We start from the raw sequence: 16,398 nt of genomic DNA on the forward strand, positions 1-16,398 counted from the left end.
ATTGAAACGCCAATGAAACTGATCAGCTACCTTGAAAAGAGTGGTCGCGAGAGCTGCGGTCTCGTGACGGGAGATGCGGCCAAACCGACCGGTATCATTGATCTCGGCGATCGTTATGCCTCGCTTCGGGCGCTGCTTGCCGATCCGTCCGGGCTTGAGTATGCCGGATCCCGCGCACATGAGCAGCCATCCGTCGCATGGAGCGAAGTGCGCCTGCTGCCTGTCATCACAGACCCCTCGAAGATCCTTTGCGTTGGTGTCAATTATGCCAGCCACATCAAGGAAACTGGTCGCGAGACGCCAACAAAGCCGATGATTTTCACCCGTTTTGCCGAGACGCAAGTCGGGGCGAATGAGGATATGCTGTGCCCGAAAGTGTCGGAGCAATTCGACTATGAAGGCGAGCTTGCGGTCATTATCGGCAAGCGCAGTCGCTATGTGACGCCGGAGCAGGCCATGCAACGCGTTGCCGGCTATTCCTGTTACAATGACGGCAGCGTCCGCGACTGGCAGCGCCACTCTCAGCAATTTGCGCCGGGCAAGAACTTCCCCAAGACCGGCGCTTTCGGACCGTGGCTGGTCACCACGGATGAACTGCCGGATATCTCCGCGCAGACGTTAAAAACGCGGCTGAACGGCGAGGAGGTGCAGAACGCTACGCTCGATGATCTCATCTTCAACGTGCCGGAACTGGTCTCCTATTGCTCCAGCTTCATCACGCTCGAGCCGGGCGACGTGATCATCACCGGGACGACCGGTGGCGTCGGTGCATTCCACAAGCCGCCGCTCTGGATGAAGGCGGGCGACACGGTCGAGATCGAGATTTCCGGGATCGGCGTCCTGAGGAACGGGATCATCAAAGAACCCGCAGATTTTGCCATCTGATCCAGATCTGCAGCAGGGAGGAGATTCATCGTGAGCTACCTTATTCGCCAGATGGGCCACATTGCGCTCGCCACGCCCGATCCCGAAGGCTCGGCGCAGGATCTCGCCGAGATTTCCGGTCCTCGTATCGTAGATCGGACGCCCGATCTGGTTACCCTGTCGAGCAACACCCGCAAGCATGAGGTCGGCTATTTCAGAAGCAATCGCAAGGCGGTTCTCGCGCTTGGCCTGGAAGCCATTGATGCAGGCGCGGTTGATGAAGTGAGGCGGCGGGCGATCAATAACGGCTGTGAAATTCTGTCCGACCGGTCTTATTTCCCCCATGTCGACAAGGCCGTGCGTTTTGTCACGCCGCAGGGGCCGATATTCGAAGTGCATACGCCCGTACCGCGTGACCAAACCGCCCGATATGGGGAACACGGCGCGCATCCTGTTCGTCTGGAGCATGTCAATATTCGCGTTACGGACGCGAAGGGGTTTGGCGTCTTTTGCGAGACCGTTTTCGGGATGAAGCTTTCCGATCGCACCACGCATGACGAGTTGCAATGGTTCAGGGCTGCCGACGGCTTCCATCACACGATTGCCATCGGCACCGGCGAAGCGAAACTTCACCATTACGGATTCGACGTTCGCTGCTTCGAGGATCTCGCGACGATCGCGGACACGCTTGCACTCAAGGGTCGCGCGATGCTGTGGGGACCAGGGCGCCATGGGGCTGGTGACAATATCTTCACCTATTATGCCGATCCGAACGGCTGCGTGGTCGAGAACTCGATCGAGATGGAGCGCATCGATTCCGACGACATCTATGTGCCCCGCACATGGTCCCTCGGCCCGGAAAGCAGGGTGCGCAACCTCTGGGGACCGCTGGAGGGGCCGGAATACCGGGCAGCCGGCATACCTTTCGCGCTCGAACCCTGATGCGGTGTCGCGCACCACAAACATATGACCGGGAGGAATGGCAAGGTGGCTAGAATAGTTGTTATCGGTGGAACCGGTTATGCAGGTCGACACATCGCGCGCGAGGCTGTTGCCCGCGGCCATCATGTCACCTCCTTCAGCCGTTCAAGCTCGGCAGAACCTGTACCAGGCGTTGATTATCGGCATGGGAACATCACCGACATCGAGGCCGTCAGACCCCTTTTGCAGGGCGCCGATGTTGTTATCGGTGCGCTCTCCCCGCGCGGCGAGCTCGCGGGCGCAATGGTCAGAGCTTATCGCGGCGTCATAGGTTTGGCGACGCAGGCTAAGGCCCGTTTGCTGGTTGTAGGCGGCTTCACGGCGCTTCGTCCCAACCCCGATGCCGAAAGATTTATAGATACAGGCACAGTTGCGCCGGAGTTTGCCGTCGCAGCACGAGAAACAGCAGACGTACTAGAATGCCTGCTTTCCGAGGCGCCAGGCGATCTTGACTGGCTTTATATGAGCCCTGGTCGCGTCTTTGGTGCCTTCGCCCCGGGCGAGCGTCGGGGCACCTATCGTGTGGGTGACGAGGTGGCGCTTTTTGACCCGGAAGGAAAATCGGCCATTGGCGGCGAAGATTTTGCCGCTGCCGTTGCGGCCGAGATTGAAAGACCGAGCCGACATCGTGCTCATATCCAGTTCGTGTATTGAGCGGATTGCGCAGGGAGGCGTTCATGAGCGGTGTCGTCATCATCGGTGCCGGCCACGGCGGAAGCCAACTCGCCATCAGCTTGCGCGATGAGGGTTATGATGGGGCCATCACCCTGATCGACGCGGAAGGCGAGCTTCCTTATCACAAACCGCCGCTATCGAAGACGTTTCTCAAGCAGAGCGACGCGAGACCAATGCCGCTTCGTCCCGCTTCCGCCTATGATGATCGCGAGATCGAGAGAATTGCCGGGCGCGCATCGCATGTCGATATTGTCGGTCGCAAGGTCGCGTTGGAGAGCGGACAGCGTCTCTCCTATGAGCACATGGTTCTTGCGACCGGATCGCGCAACCGCAGTTTCGCAGCCTGGCCCAAGGCCAGCAACGTATTTTCCCTGCGATCACTGGCGGATGCTTATGCGCTGCGAGCGGCGATGATGGAGACCCGCCGCGTCGTGATCGTTGGCGGAGGATTCATTGGTCTCGAGCTTGCTGCGTCGCTTCGATCAACCGGGCGGGACGTTGTCGTGCTGGAAGCCGCCGATCGCGTGCTCAAGCGCGTGGCCGCTGCAGAAATCTCTGCGGCGGTTGAGGCTGTTCTCGAAGAAATGAATGTCGAGATCCTAAGCAACACTCAAATCATCAATGTGGATTGCAGAGAAGGTCGCGTCATCGGGATTGAGACCAATCGCGGCAGAGTTACCTCCGATCTCGTCGTGGTCGGCATCGGTGCGGACGCGGAGGTGAGGCTCGCGCATTCCCCGTCTCTCGCCACTGACAATGGCATTTTGGTCGATCCCGCTCTACGGACAACATCGCCCGGCGTGTGGGCGATCGGCGACGTCGCAAATGTGATGTCTCGCGAAAACGGAACACGATTGAGGATTGAGAGCGTCCAGAACGCCACTGACCAGGCTCGTCACGTCGCCAGATGTATCGCTACTTCGCGAGTAGAACCCTATCAGTCAATCCCGTGGTTCTGGTCAGACATAGGGCCTGCAAAATTGCAGATCGCCGGATTGTCGTCCGGTTCCACCGAACGGATCGTGCGCGACGAACCGGGCCGCCTCGCTGTCTATCATCTGCGTGGTGCAGATCTCGTGGCAGTCGAGACCATCAACAATCCGGCCGAGCACGTGCTCGCGCGCAGGCTGCTGGCTGCTTCGGCAAAACCGACCGCAGAGCAAATCAGGCAGGGCCCGCAGGTCCTGCGCATGCTCATTGATATATGATGAGCGGAGATAGGAGAGCGGCGGCACTGAATGCCTCTGTCGGGCGCCAGAGTCCGACGGAGGCTGTGTCTGCTATTCCTTTTGGTCGCGAAACCGGTTTCTACCTTTTGCTGGCAAACTAGTATTGGCTTTGCGGAACTGAAATGACCGCGCCGTCAAGATGTTCGTCCACCTTGATTTGGCAGCTGAGGCGGCTGGTCGGGCGACGAGGCGCATTCACGAAGTCGAGCAGATCGTTTTCAGCTGTGGCTGGGATGCCCAGACGCTCGTAAGCTTCCTGATCAAGATAGATGTGGCAGGTGCCGCATGACATGGATCCACCGCATTCGGCAACAATGCCTTCGATGCCATGTTCTACGGCGCATTCCATGACGGACGCGCCATTAGACGCGGCGATTTCGTGTCGATCTCCGGAGGAGGATATGAAGGTGAGTTTTGGCATGAAATGTCCTGTGCTTCCACAGATAGGCGCGGAAGGGTAATGGATAGGATGCATCTGCCCGACGGAATGATCAGCCGGGCGGTTTTACTTTCAGCGATGTACTCTCATCTCATCTGTTTAGCCGAACCGGTAGACGATCTGGCCCGCGGAACGACAAGGTCGGGAGAAAGCTGATCGACTCCTCGTCCTCTAGCCGCATCTTCGGGAAAGCGGTGGTTAACTCCTCAAGCAAGATGCGCAATTCCATCCGCGCCAGCGGTGCGCCCAGGCAGTGATGAATGCCGTTTCCGAACGCGATGTGGGATCGGGCATTGCTGCGTCCAATGTCGAAAATCTCTCCATCGGCAAACTGCTTCTCATCACGGTTCGCGGAAGTTAGCGAAAGCAGGATCTGTGATCCCCGAGGAAGCTGGACTCCCGCAATCTCCACATCCACTTTGGCTCGACGACGCCAGGCAATGGTCGATGTCGCGTATCGCAGGCCTTCCTCGACCGCGTTTGGGATCAGGGATTGATCTTCGACGATCGCTTGCCAGGTTATCGGTCGCTTGAGTAGTTCGAAAAGCAGATTTCCGGCGGCGTTCGTTGTTGTCTCATGCGCTGCAAGAAGCAGCCCGAACACGAGGCTCTTGACCTCGTTTTCTGTGAGAATGGAATCGTCGCCGGCGCGTGCGGCGAGCAATGCGCTAGGGTAATCGTCACCGGGTTTTTTCTTGCGCTGCTCGACCAATGCACTGGCAAAATGCCAGAAGTCGGCCAGATCGCGCGCTGCCTCCATTTGCTGTTCATGGGTAAGCGTACCAAAGATCAGCTTGATGCGCAGATCGGCCCACTGTTTCAGCTTGCGTGCGTCAAGTTGCTTTTCGCCGAGGAGAAGAAAGGCCACCTTTGCGGGGTATTCGTAGGTGAAGGATTCCACAAGATCGACGATGTCTTTGCCGCTATTGCTGATTTCGTTGATATATGAGCGGGCAAGAGCTCTGACATCGGCCTCGTAGTTCTGAAACTTCTTCATGTTTAGAAATGTCATCGCCGCGTTGCGACCGCGCGTATGCCTGGGGGGGTCGCAGGCAACCTGTACGCTCTCATTGGTGAAATGCTGATCCCGCAGGAATTGATGCATTTCCTCGGGCCAGGGTACGATCGGTGCCGTGGCGTTCGAGGCCGAGAAGCGTTCGTGATCCCGCAGGACCGCCAGCGCATCTTCCCGCCGGGTCACGACCCAGCAGTCGATGCTCGGGGCGTAGAAGATCGGCACCTCAGGTCGCACGGACGCATAGAAGTCCGTCATGCCTTTGTGTTCGAAGGGCTGAAAACGCTCTCCGGCCTGATGCATGGGGCATCCGGCGGGGATTTTGCTGAGAATGGTTGTCGAAGTCATGTCTACCTCCCGAAAGACCTGGCTCTGCCTTCTGTTGACCGAGTTCACCGATCTGAAAGAGCGGCATGTCAGCCCGGTTTGTCCACGGCTCATACCGAGAAACCGCGACGCCTACATCTCGTATATATTCTAGTATTTTTGTTCGGTCAACGTGTTGAAGCTGCTTCACATCGACGCCTTTCGTCGTGCGATGCGAGGTTAGGGGGAGAGATTTTGTGACGGACCAGCCACTGAAGAAACCAAAGATGCGGGCGCGTCTAAACTCCCATGGCGCGGCTGGATTTTGCGATGGAGTTATGTGTTTTGCGCGCGCAGATGCACGCACCTTGGTCTTCCTGAAACCTCGGATGGGGTCGGTTCAATCAGGGGGCGGAACATAGTGCCTTTCAGCATCTCATCCCACGGAAACGAGCCTTTGAGCCCGCCCGAAAGTATTTTCCGAGCCAGAATAAGTCGCAGGATTCCCGGTCGCTTCTTTGCTTCGCCGATTAACGCTGTAGCCCAGGTCCGTTTCGTTTGGCCTGATCATTTGACGGGCTGCTGCCCGCCCACCTTGGCAATTCGCTCGGCAACCGCCAGAACATGCTGCCTCATGACTGTGGTCGCACGCGTCGCGTCGCGGGCCTCGATCGCAGCGATCAACTCCTGATGCTCCTTGTGAGCGATCTTGAGACGTTCCATGAAAATAGGTGCCTTCGCCGTAGCAACCATGAAGTCGCCGAGGTCGCCCATGATTTCGGTGGAGTCCGCAAGCGGGGCAGATCTGATCATGCTGTGGATTTCAGAATGAAATCTCTGGTTCAGCCTGCGATACTCCCGCGCCAGTTCGCTTCCGCTCGGGGGCTTCTTCACCAGCTGGGCGATTTCCGACGAAATGGATTTAAGTTGCCTGATATGAGCGGGCTCGGCACGCTCGCAGGCAAGCGCGACGCAGACACATTCCGCCTCAGCGAACAGCCGATAGAAGTCGACCATCTCCTGAACACTATACTGGCGAGGGTAGCTGCCCACCTGCGGAATGATGCTGATGAAACCTTCAAGCGCCAATCGCCGCACAGAATCCATGACCGGCTGACGGCTGACGCCGAGATCACTTGCGATCGCGTCGATTGGAACCATGCTGTCCACGGGGAGCGTTCCGTCCAGAAGCATCTGCCTTACGTGCTGATATACTTGAACGCCCAGGCCCGTCTTTTCTCGTCGCAGCATTACCTAACCCGCAGCTCGCCTTCTAAAACACTAGTATAACTCTTGTCGTGCCTGATTTGCAATTCGAGGCGGTTCTTCTTAGCGCATCCCGGGCACGGTTTTCCACTTCAATCCCTGCCATGCGACCCACGGTCCAGTTTGTCCACCGATCTTGGCATTCCATCCTGAGCAGCCGTGGATGAGACAAACCTTATTGGCCTTTTTGCAACACTCTAAGATTTTAGTATTTATGTGAAGCAAGTTGAAGGAGGCATATATGGATCGCAGTTCTGAAGATATTGTCATTGCCGCGGTGAGAAATATAATTCAACGTGTTCAAGATGCTAGTCTCTACAACTATCGAGGCTGCCCACACTTGTCTTAAGGCCACGTGCAGCATCCCGTAGTCCTTACTTGATCTGATGGTGCTAACCACCAACCCGTCTGAGGAGGGAAAGATGCGCAAGCGCAAGCTTGGACAACATGGTCCGGAAGTCTCGGCTCTGGGCTTCGGTTGCATGGGATTGAACCACCATCGGGGACCCGCTTTGCGCAAGGAGGATGCAATCGCCTTGCTGCGTGCAGCCGTTGAGCGCGGCGTTACCTTTTTTGATACCGCCGAGATCTACGGTCCTTTCACCAACGAGGAAATCGTCGGAGAGGCGCTTGCCCCGGTTCGGGATCATGTTGTCATCGCGACAAAGTTCGGCTTTCGGGACGGCCGTCCGAGCACCGGGCTCGACAGTCGGCCGGAGAGCATCCGTCGAATGGTCGATGCTGCCTTGGTGAGGCTGAAATCCGATAGAATAGACCTGCTCTACCAGCACCGCGTCGATCCTGACGTGCCGATGGCGGATGTGGCGGGAACCGTCAAGAGCTTGATCGACGCCGGCAAGGTTCTGCATTTCGGTCTGTCGGAGGCTGACGACCAGTCGATCCGGCTGGCTCATGCGGTACAGCCTGTGGCGGCGCTGCAGAGCGAATATTCTCTCTGGTGGCGGCAGCCGGAACAAGGCGCTCTTTCGACAGTCGAAGAGCTTGGCATCGGCTTCGTCTCCTACAGCCCGCTCGGGCGTGGCTTTCTCTCGGGCACCATGGGGGAAAGCACCAGTTTCGACAGCGAGAATGATCAGCGTAAAACCAATCCTTATCTTTCAGCGGAAAATCGCGCGGCCAATCAGCCGATTGTCGACGCAATCCTCTCAATCGCGCAACAGAAGGGTGTCACAGCCGCGCAGGTAGCGATCGCATGGCTGCTGGCCCGCAAGCCATGGATCGTGCCAATCCCAGGCACGACCAAGCTGCACAGACTTGAGGAGAATCTGGCTGCCGTATCCATTGATTTCGATGAACAGGACCTTGCGCAAATCGACGAGATGTTTTCGAAAATCACACCGCATGGCGAGCGCTATTCCGCTCCATCTCGGCAGCTCAATACAAAATGAATTGGCAGAGCCTGTCGGCCTGACCTTCAATCGAAGAAGCCGGCATCCTCTTCCTTCAGATATTTTTTGGCGGCTTCTGCGTCGATGTCGAGGCCAAGACCGGGCGCTTCCAAAAGGTCCACCATGCTGTCCTTGACGATCTGCGACGGCAGGCCGATGACCAGATCTTCCCACCAGGGATCAGACGCACTTGGATACTCGAAGGCCACGTAGTTGGCCGGCAAGGTGGCGCAGACATTGATCAGCGCACCGAGGCCCAGCAAGCCATTGGCTGTCCCGTGCGGTGCCATCAGGATCGAGTGCATGTAGGCGTGCTCGGCGACCCATTTGAGTTCGGCAATGCCGCCGATGTCGGCCGGGTCGGGGCCGATGACGCGCACCGCCTGGGTCTCGATCAGTTCCTTGAAGTTGTGCCGCAGGTAGATCTGCTCGCCGGTGTGGATCGGCGTCGAGGTGGAGGTTGTCAGCTCCCGATAGGCCTGCGGATTGACCCAGGGAACATAGTCCCCAGTCAGCATGTCCTCAAGCCACATCAAATTGTACTTCTCCACGGCGCGCGCGAACTTGATGGCATCGGGCAGCATCCAGCCCGGCCCGCAATCGAGCGCCAGGCTCACTTTGTCGCCCAGCACTTCCTTCATCGCGATGACGCAGTCGAGCATGTGGTTGAAACCGCGCTCGCTGATCACGCCCTGGTCCATGGCGCCGTGATAGCCAGCCTTCTTCTGTGTCACGCCGTAGTGGAAGTCCTCGATCGTGTCCTTCATGTTGGAGTGGAACGAGATGCCCTGCTTGACCATGAAGAAGTTCTGGGGCTGCTCCATCATCCATTTGACGTCGGCGGCATAATCCTCCGGCCGGTCGCCCGTGCGTTTCTGGCGGATCGAACCATTGTAGACGCGCACCTTATCGCGCACCTTGCCGCCCAGCAGTTTGTAGACGGGCACGCCCGCGGCCTTGCCGGCTATGTCCCAAAGCGCATGCTCGATAGCGCTGACGGCGGCGCCATAGGGTTTGAAAGAGCCACGCTGGCGAATCTTCAGCATCACCCTCTCGACATCGGTCGGATCTTCACCGATCAGCGCTTCGCGGAAATGCAGCACCCAAGGCTTGAGATAGGTCTTGGTAAATTCGACTTCGCCCAGTCCATATAGACCCTCGTCGGTGACGATCCGGACGATGGGATGTCTGCCGATGACGGCACAACGGAGATCGGTGATTTTCATGTTCTTTTGCCTCAGCTCCAGGTGCGGTCCCAGGAATATTCATCATTCCAGTGATCGGTCGGTTGCCAAATGCCGGTGACCCCCGGCTGCAGATGTTGCGCAATCACCTCGTCAACGACATCGTCGATCCCCAGGCCTGGCTTGTCCGTCACAGTGATAAACCCATCTTTCACGATCGGCTTCGGAGGTCCGGTGACGATGTCGTCCCACCAGTCGACATCGACGGAGTGGTATTCGAGCGCCATGAAGTTTTCTGTTGCGGTTGCGACATGGGCCGCGGCCATCGCCGCGATAGGACTTTCTGCCATGTGAATGGCCATGGCGACACCGTGATCCTGCGCCATGTCACCGATCTTCTTGGTTTCGAGAATGCCGCCACTGGTCAAAAGGTCCGGATGGATGACGGAGAGGCCACGGCTCTTCAGCAGAGGCTCGAAGCCTTCCTTCAGATAGATGTCCTCGCCGGTGCAGATCGGCACCGTGGTCGCGTCCTGCAGCTGTCGATACTGATCGGTATATTGCCAGGGGATCACATCCTCGAGCCAGGCCGGCACGTATTTTTCAATGCGCCTGGCAAGTCGAATGCCGTTCTGCACGGAGATATGGCCAATGTGGTCGATGGCCAACGGAACCGCCATGCCGATGACCTCGCGAACCTCGGCGATATATTGCTCCAGGAAGTCCAATCCCTTGTCGGAAAAGTGGAGGCCGGTGAAAGGATGAGCGACGTTGTGCAGGTCGTAGGCCGCGTTGCGCAGGCGCCGCTCCTCCATCGTCTTCAACGGGCCGCGACTGGGATCGCGACGATAGCCTTCCAGCGAGCCTGCGGGCGACACCACAGCGCCCGGGACCTCCGCGATTTGCATCAGCCCCAGATCCATCTTCAGGAAGGTGAAGCCGAGATCCATGCGCTCCTTCAGGCGCTTGCCGGTTTCAGTCCCGCTCGGGACTGTGGCATCCGTATCGCAATAGACACGCACCTTATCCCTGAAACGACCGCCCAGCATCTGGTAGACGGGGACGCCGTAAGCCTTGCCGGCAAGATCCCATAACGCGATCTCGACGGCCGAGACGCCGCCGCCCTGTCGACCGTGCCCGCCAAACTGCTTGATGCGGCGAAACAGACGGTCGATGTCGCACGGATTTTCCCCGAGCAACCGGCTTTTCAGCATCAGCGCATAGGTGGCACTGGCGCCATCACGCACTTCGCCGAGGCCAACAATGCCCTGGTTGGTGTATATCTTGAGGAGCGCCGACGTGAACGGCGCACCGACGATTTCGGCAACCCGCATATCGGTGATACGAAGATCGGATGGCTTGGAATGCGTGTTGACCCGATTGAGCGCTTCGTCGGCTCCGGCTCCGGCTGCGTCTGCCATGATCTATCCTCGTTTGGTTGATAAGTAAGTCGTCACGAACGCTTTTGGCGGCGTCGCATGACGGGTCAGTCCAGAGCGATCTCGTGTTCCTCAAGGTATGCACGGTTCATCTCCACCCCGAGACCCGATTGGGAGGTCAGCTTGAGGTTGCCGTTTGACACATCGAGCGGCTTGTCGATGAGGTGGTCGTATTTGCCGAGGTTCCACTCGGAGGTTTCCAGCTTATAAAAATTGGGAACCGTCATCATCACCTGCGCGCCCGCCACCACGTTGATCGGGCCTGCGGCGTCATGCGGCGAGACAGGGATATAATAGGCTTCGCACAGGGCGGAAATTTTCTTGAGTTCAGTAATGCCGCCCGTCCATGTGACGTCGGGCATGATGTAATCGGCAAGCCTGTTTTCGAGAACCGGCACAAAGTCCCATTTCGTGTGGCCCCGCTCGCCCCAGGAAATCGGCGCATTCACCTTTTCACGCACCTGCTTGAGCGCATTGAGGCTTTCCGGCGGGCAGGGCTCTTCAAACCAGTCGATCTGACCGGCTTCCTCAAGGCTGCGGCACAGGCGGATGGCGGTTGGGACATCGAAACGGCCATGCGCATCGATCAGGATATCGACGTCGGAACCCGCGGTTTCGCGTATTAATGCGGTGAGTTCGGCGGCTTCACGCTCATCCTTGCGGGTCATGCTGCCATCGAGATAGCCGTCCCGCTGCTCACGGAACTGTCCATCTGGTGAATGGCCCTGGTGGGGAAAGGGATCGAACTTGAGCGCGGTATGGCCGGATTCGACGATGTCGCGAATTTCGCGGATCACCGCGTCCTTGCTGGTAAATTTGGCCTGGTTGGGATGGGTATAAAGTGCGATCTCATCCCGCACCGGCCCACCTAGCAACTCATAGATCGGTTTTCCAAGCACTTTCCCGCGGATGTCCCAGAGGGCAATATCGATGGCGCTCACGCATTCGACAGCAGCGCCACGGCTGCCCATGTAGGTGAAACTGCGGAATATCTTGTGCCAGAGATATTCGATGCGCGCCGGATCTTCGCCGGTCACCGCTACACCGATCTGCTTCAGGATGGTGCAGAGCGCGCGATTGGCGAGTTTCGTCGTTGTGGTGATTTCTCCCCAGCCGCTTATCCCTTCATCGGTCGTCACTTCGACAAACAGAAACTCGCCCCAATAGGAGGCGTCGGATTTGATGAGCCACGGCCGAACACTGGTGATTTTCATCGCAACTGCCTTTATCTGAAGGGGAGGGGACTGCGATATGCGAGGCCGGCTTTCAGTCTAGCCGGCCCTTGCTGCGTTGCGGGCACGCATGTGCTCGAGGATGTGGCGGCCGGAACCTTCGACGTGGCGGGCAATCAGCTCGGCCGCCTCGTTGGCGTTTCCCGCTTTGACAAGCGCAATAAGCTCGCGATGCTCGCTAAGGATTGCCGCTCGCCTGGCAAGCGTGAAATTGAAACGGCGGCTGACAGCGCGCAGCACTTCACGGTGTTTCCACCAGAGTTCCGCCGCGTGGCGATTGTAGTGCTTCTGATACATGACGGTGTGAAAGGCGGTGTCCAACTCGCTGTGTCGCAATGGGTCTTTGAAGTTGTTCGCTTCGATCAAATCCTGGATGCGCTCAAGCTCGGCGATATCCTCTGCGGTGGCCATATTCACGAACCAACGCGTCAGAGCCGGCTCGATGAGGACACCGATCTCGTAAATGTCCCGAACAAAATCCTGGTCGATCGGCCGAACCCTGGCACCACGGTTGGCGACGAGGGTAACAAACCCTTCTCCCCGCAACAATTGCAGAGCCTCGCGCACCGGGTTGGTTGATGTGCCGTGACGCCTCGCAAGGTCGGTGACCACAAGCCGCTCGTTTGCAGCAAGCCGTCCTTCGATGATGTCATCCCTGATCTGCTGATAGAGGGAGGCGCCTTCGTTTGAGGCACCGAGCGCGTCGATCCCTTCGGGTGGCTGCGCCTTAAATTCAGTTGTGTCGGCCAAGTTTGTCCCCAGAAAATACTCTAAATTTGCAAATATCACGCGGTTATCGCGAAAACAATGTACGATTTCCTCGATTGACAGATAAACTCAGATCTGAAAACGTACAATCTGGTCGAGTGGATACATTGGGTGGAGCGTCCGACGGCCGGGGAGTGAAAGACCGCTCGCTTCGACACAGAGCGGCATCGGAGGAATCTGGGAGGATCCTATGACCAGTCATTCGTTGGGCAGTGCCGTTTTGTGCGGCGCTGTGTCCACTGCTTTATCGGTATCGTTGATATCCACATCCGCACTGGCGGCACCGGTCGACCTGAGTAAGTGGTCACCGGAGTATGTGCGTTCCATTGCCGGCACGCAGGATTTCGATACGGCGGCCGATTGTGCCAAAGTCACCCCCCTTGATTACAAGGGGCGACTGACATTCTGGTATCAAGGCGTGTTCGAGGGCGACCCAGACATGCTGCGCGAGTATTATAAGGATTTCTTTGCGACCTTCCGCAAGACCTATCCGAATATCAAGCTCGAAGACCAGGCCCTGACCTATAACGACCTTCTGGACAAGTTCCGCACCGCCCTCCTCGGCAATGCGGCGCCCATGGCAATTCGCCTGCAGATCCTGGGCGGCACTGAATTTGCAGCAAAGGGCTATCTTCGGCCGCTGAAGCCAGAGGATCTCGGCTATTCCACCAGCGATTTCTGGCCCGGCGCGATGAAGGCCGTCACCTGGGAGGGCGTGACCTACGGCGTGCCGACCAACAATGAAACCATGGCCTTCATCTGGAATGCCGATATCTTCAAGCGCGCAGGTCTCGATCCGGAAAAGGCGCCGGCGACCTGGGACGATGTCGTCAAATACTCCAAGCAGATCCATGACAAGCTCGGCATTGCCGGCTATGGCCTGGTGGCGCGAAAGAATGCCGGCAACACGCCTTACCGTTTCATGCCGCAGCTCTGGGCTTATGGCGGTGGCGTGTTCGACGAAGCGTCCGCGAACCCGACCTATAAAAAGATCCTGCTGAACAGCCCGCAGAGCAAGGCAGCACTGCAAGCCTCCTATGATATGTATGTGCGCGACAAGTCGGTCCCGGTTTCGGCGTTGACCAATCAACAGGCGGATAACCAGCCGCTGTTCCTGGCCGGCCAGGTCGCCATGATGGTCTCGCATCCCTCAGACTATACGGTCATGCTGGACCTGCAGAAGAAGACGACCGGCGCGGATACCGCAAAGGCACAGACTGTCATCGACAACATGCGCTACGGTCTCATTCCGGCGGGCCCGGACGGCAAGCGTGCCGTGGTATTTGGCGGCTCGAACATTCACATCCTGAAGCCTGAATATGTCGAGGGCGGTAAGGTTGACGAACCGGCGGCCAAGGCTCTCGGCTGCATGTGGGCGAGCCCCGAATGGTCGCTGAAGCTGGCCTATGCCGGCTCGAACCCGGGTAATCTCAACGGCTTCAAGACCAAATGGATGAAGGAACGCCTGAGCAGCATCAAGTTCCTGGACGTGACAACGTCTATGCTGCCCTACGGCATTCCCTTCCCGGCACTGCCGCAATCGCCTGAGATCATGAACATCATCGTCCCGGACATGCTGCAGAATGCATTGACCGGCGCCATGACCATAGACCAAGCCGCGGAAGACGCGGCCAAGAAGGTCAAGAACCTGACGGAGGGCGGGCTCTAGCCCATGCCTGGTGAACTGACCGGCCGCACCGAGTCTGCGGCCGGCATCTTCCATAAATAGGGGCATGGCACAGTGACGATATTGACCGGCAAGGCCGAGACTGTCGGTAGACGTCGACCCGAAGGAGGCGGTCTGCTGCGGAAGATTTGGGATCATCGCGCGGATTATGGCTACGTCCTTCCGGCGATCGCCGTGATGCTCATCGTCATCGCCTATCCGATCTATTACACCATTGAGCTTTCGTTCTTCGCCACGCCGCCTGGCCTGCAGTTGAGGGACAAGGTTTTCGTCGGCCTCAACAACTACACCGCCATCCTCACAAGTCCGGTGTTCTGGACCGTCACCAAAAATACGCTGATATGGACGGTGGCCTCCACTTTCCTTTCGTTCGTGCTGGGCTTTGCCTGCGCGCTTGCGCTGCATCGAGACTTCCTGGGGCGTGGCATCCTCCGGGCGATCCTGATCATTCCCTGGGTGATCAGCGCGGTTGCAGCTTCGTATATCTGGAAATGGATCTATCATTCGGACTTCGGGATTATCGGCGCAGTTCTCGTGGCACTGGGCTGGACCGACCGTCCGCCAAATTTCATCGATAGCGTCTCCACGGTGCTGCCCTCGCTGATCGTCGTCAATATCTGGCGCGAGTTCCCCTTTGCCATGATCATGATGATGGCGGGCCTGCAGACAGTTCCCGACCAGTTGCTGCGCGCGGCAAAAGTCGACGGTGCCAATGCGTGGCAGCGGTTCTGGCATGTGACGTTCCCGCATCTCAGAAACGTCTCGACGGTAACGATCCTTCTGTTGGCCGTGGCCAACTTCAACTCGTTCATCATCCCATGGATCATGACCGGCGGCGGGCCATCGAACGCATCGCACATCTGGATCACTCATATCTACGAACTCGCCTTTGGCCGTCAGCGCTGGGGCGTGGCTTCGGCCTATTCGGTGCTGCTGTTCGTGATCCTCATGTCGTTGGGCTATTTTTACGTCCGTGCGCTGAGCGGCAACGAACAGAAGGACGGTGCCGAATGACCGCAATGACCGACACTGTTGCCCGCCGCCCCTCGTCTCGCCGCAGGCAGATCGATGGCTGGCGGTGGAGCGGACGGATCTTTCTCGTCTTCATGCTCCTTTATACCGCCCTGCCTATGGTCTGGATGCTGATCACCTCGATCAAGTCCGGTTTCGCGGCGATGCAATTTCCACCGCAGTGGTGGCCTGACCAGCCGACGCTCGCGAGCTACGAGAAGCTGCTCGACCCGCAAAACAGCGTGGGACAAGACTTCCTGCACTTCTTCTGGAACAGCCTGTTCGTTTCGACGACCACGACAATCCTCTCGGTGATCGTGGCGGTTCCGGCTGCCTACGCCTTTTCGCGTTTCACCTTCCCGGGCCGGAATTTCCTGTTTTTCGCGGTGCTTCTGCGCAACATGTTCCCCGCGGTGATCTTTTTGGTGCCGCTCTTCATTCTGATGCGCGCGATCGGGCTGGTAAACACGCATGGATCCCTGGTCCTCACTTACCTGACATTCGGCCTTCCACTGGCAATCTGGCTGCTCAAGGGCTTCTACGACAACATTCCCGTGCAGCTTGAACAGGCTGCACGGATTGATGGGGCAACACGTTTTCAGGCCTTTGTCCTGATCGTGATGCCGCTTTCGACCCCCGGCATCATTGCAACCGCGATCTATTCCTTCATCGGCGCGTGGAACGAATACATCTACGCCTACACCTTCCTCTCAAAGAACGAGCAGCTGACACTGCCGGTCGGCATTCAGCGGTTCTTCTCCGAAAATACGACGGACTTCCCGGGCCTGATGGCGGCGAGCTTCATGATGAGCGTCCCGGTCGTCGTCCTGTTTCTCCTTCTTCAACGCTATTTCGTGCGCGCGCTCACCGAGGGCGCAGTCAAACATTAGGAG

The 16,398-nt window shown here is 57.9% G+C and carries 15 protein-coding genes; 8 read left to right on the plus strand and 7 right to left on the minus strand.

The window, feature by feature from the left end; translation table 11 throughout:
- The first annotated feature begins 12 nt into the window (after positions 1-12).
- Genes Q2T52_RS15425 through Q2T52_RS15440 form a run of 4 tightly spaced genes read left to right on the plus strand, consistent with a single transcriptional unit; the run spans position 13 to position 3,728 of the window.
- Entirely contained in the window at positions 13-885 is an 873-nt protein-coding gene (locus Q2T52_RS15425; protein WP_302077666.1) for a fumarylacetoacetate hydrolase family protein, read from the plus strand.
- Between the two features lie 30 nt (positions 886-915).
- On the plus strand, positions 916-1,806 hold the full coding sequence (locus Q2T52_RS15430; RefSeq protein WP_302077667.1) for a VOC family protein: 891 nt from the start codon (positions 916-918) through the stop codon (positions 1,804-1,806).
- 45 nt (positions 1,807-1,851) lie between these two features.
- Positions 1,852-2,499, plus strand: a complete 648-nt coding sequence (locus Q2T52_RS15435; protein ID WP_302077668.1) for an NAD(P)-dependent oxidoreductase — start codon at positions 1,852-1,854, stop codon at positions 2,497-2,499.
- Between the two features lie 23 nt (positions 2,500-2,522).
- The gene (locus Q2T52_RS15440) at positions 2,523-3,728 is read left to right on the plus strand and encodes an NAD(P)/FAD-dependent oxidoreductase (protein WP_302077669.1); all 1,206 of its coding nucleotides are present in this window, start codon (positions 2,523-2,525) and stop codon (positions 3,726-3,728) included.
- 118 nt (positions 3,729-3,846) lie between these two features.
- Here the strand turns inward: Q2T52_RS15440 and Q2T52_RS15445 are convergent, their stop codons facing one another.
- The 3 genes from Q2T52_RS15445 to Q2T52_RS15455 form a co-directional block, all read right to left on the minus strand.
- A complete protein-coding gene (locus Q2T52_RS15445; RefSeq protein WP_302077670.1) occupies positions 3,847-4,170 on the minus strand; it encodes a 2Fe-2S iron-sulfur cluster-binding protein in 324 nt (107 codons plus the stop codon).
- A 109-nt stretch (positions 4,171-4,279) separates the two neighbouring features.
- A complete protein-coding gene (locus Q2T52_RS15450) occupies positions 4,280-5,551 on the minus strand; it encodes a cytochrome P450 (protein ID WP_302077671.1) in 1,272 nt (423 codons plus the stop codon).
- A gap of 525 nt (positions 5,552-6,076) precedes the next feature.
- Positions 6,077-6,760 carry a GntR family transcriptional regulator gene (locus tag Q2T52_RS15455; RefSeq protein WP_302077672.1) on the minus strand — a complete coding sequence of 228 codons (684 nt, stop codon included), beginning with the start codon at positions 6,758-6,760 and terminating at the stop codon, positions 6,077-6,079.
- 437 nt (positions 6,761-7,197) lie between these two features.
- On the opposite strand from Q2T52_RS15455, the gene Q2T52_RS15460 reads away from it, so the two are divergent.
- Entirely contained in the window at positions 7,198-8,184 is a 987-nt protein-coding gene (locus Q2T52_RS15460; RefSeq protein ID WP_302077673.1) for an aldo/keto reductase, read from the plus strand.
- 26 nt (positions 8,185-8,210) lie between these two features.
- On the opposite strand, the gene Q2T52_RS15465 is transcribed toward Q2T52_RS15460, so the two are convergent.
- From Q2T52_RS15465 to Q2T52_RS15480, 4 genes are all read right to left on the minus strand, one after another.
- A complete protein-coding gene (locus tag Q2T52_RS15465; protein ID WP_302077674.1) occupies positions 8,211-9,410 on the minus strand; it encodes a mandelate racemase/muconate lactonizing enzyme family protein in 1,200 nt (399 codons plus the stop codon).
- An 11-nt stretch (positions 9,411-9,421) separates the two neighbouring features.
- Positions 9,422-10,789, minus strand: a complete 1,368-nt coding sequence (locus Q2T52_RS15470; RefSeq protein ID WP_302077675.1) for a mandelate racemase/muconate lactonizing enzyme family protein — start codon at positions 10,787-10,789, stop codon at positions 9,422-9,424.
- Positions 10,790-10,854: 65 nt separating this feature from the next.
- A complete protein-coding gene (locus Q2T52_RS15475) occupies positions 10,855-12,021 on the minus strand; it encodes a mandelate racemase/muconate lactonizing enzyme family protein (RefSeq protein ID WP_302077676.1) in 1,167 nt (388 codons plus the stop codon).
- 57 nt (positions 12,022-12,078) lie between these two features.
- A complete protein-coding gene (locus tag Q2T52_RS15480; RefSeq protein ID WP_302077797.1) occupies positions 12,079-12,789 on the minus strand; it encodes a GntR family transcriptional regulator in 711 nt (236 codons plus the stop codon).
- A gap of 208 nt (positions 12,790-12,997) precedes the next feature.
- Here Q2T52_RS15480 and Q2T52_RS15485 point away from each other — a divergent pair, with 208 nt between their 5' ends.
- The 3 genes from Q2T52_RS15485 to Q2T52_RS15495 all read left to right on the plus strand — a co-directional run bounded on the left by Q2T52_RS15485 (position 12,998) and on the right by Q2T52_RS15495 (position 16,395).
- A complete protein-coding gene (locus tag Q2T52_RS15485) occupies positions 12,998-14,476 on the plus strand; it encodes an ABC transporter substrate-binding protein (protein ID WP_302077677.1) in 1,479 nt (492 codons plus the stop codon).
- A gap of 72 nt (positions 14,477-14,548) precedes the next feature.
- Positions 14,549-15,508, plus strand: coding sequence for a carbohydrate ABC transporter permease (locus tag Q2T52_RS15490; protein WP_302077678.1), 960 nt, complete (start codon positions 14,549-14,551; stop codon positions 15,506-15,508).
- Entirely contained in the window at positions 15,505-16,395 is an 891-nt protein-coding gene (locus Q2T52_RS15495; protein WP_302077679.1) for a carbohydrate ABC transporter permease, read from the plus strand. Before Q2T52_RS15490 ends, Q2T52_RS15495 begins: the two co-directional genes overlap by 4 nt.
- Positions 16,396-16,398: the final 3 nt, after the last annotated feature.

Source organism: Rhizobium oryzicola, from assembly GCF_030504645.1.
GTDB classification, from domain to species: Bacteria; Pseudomonadota; Alphaproteobacteria; order Rhizobiales; family Rhizobiaceae; genus Neorhizobium; species Neorhizobium oryzicola.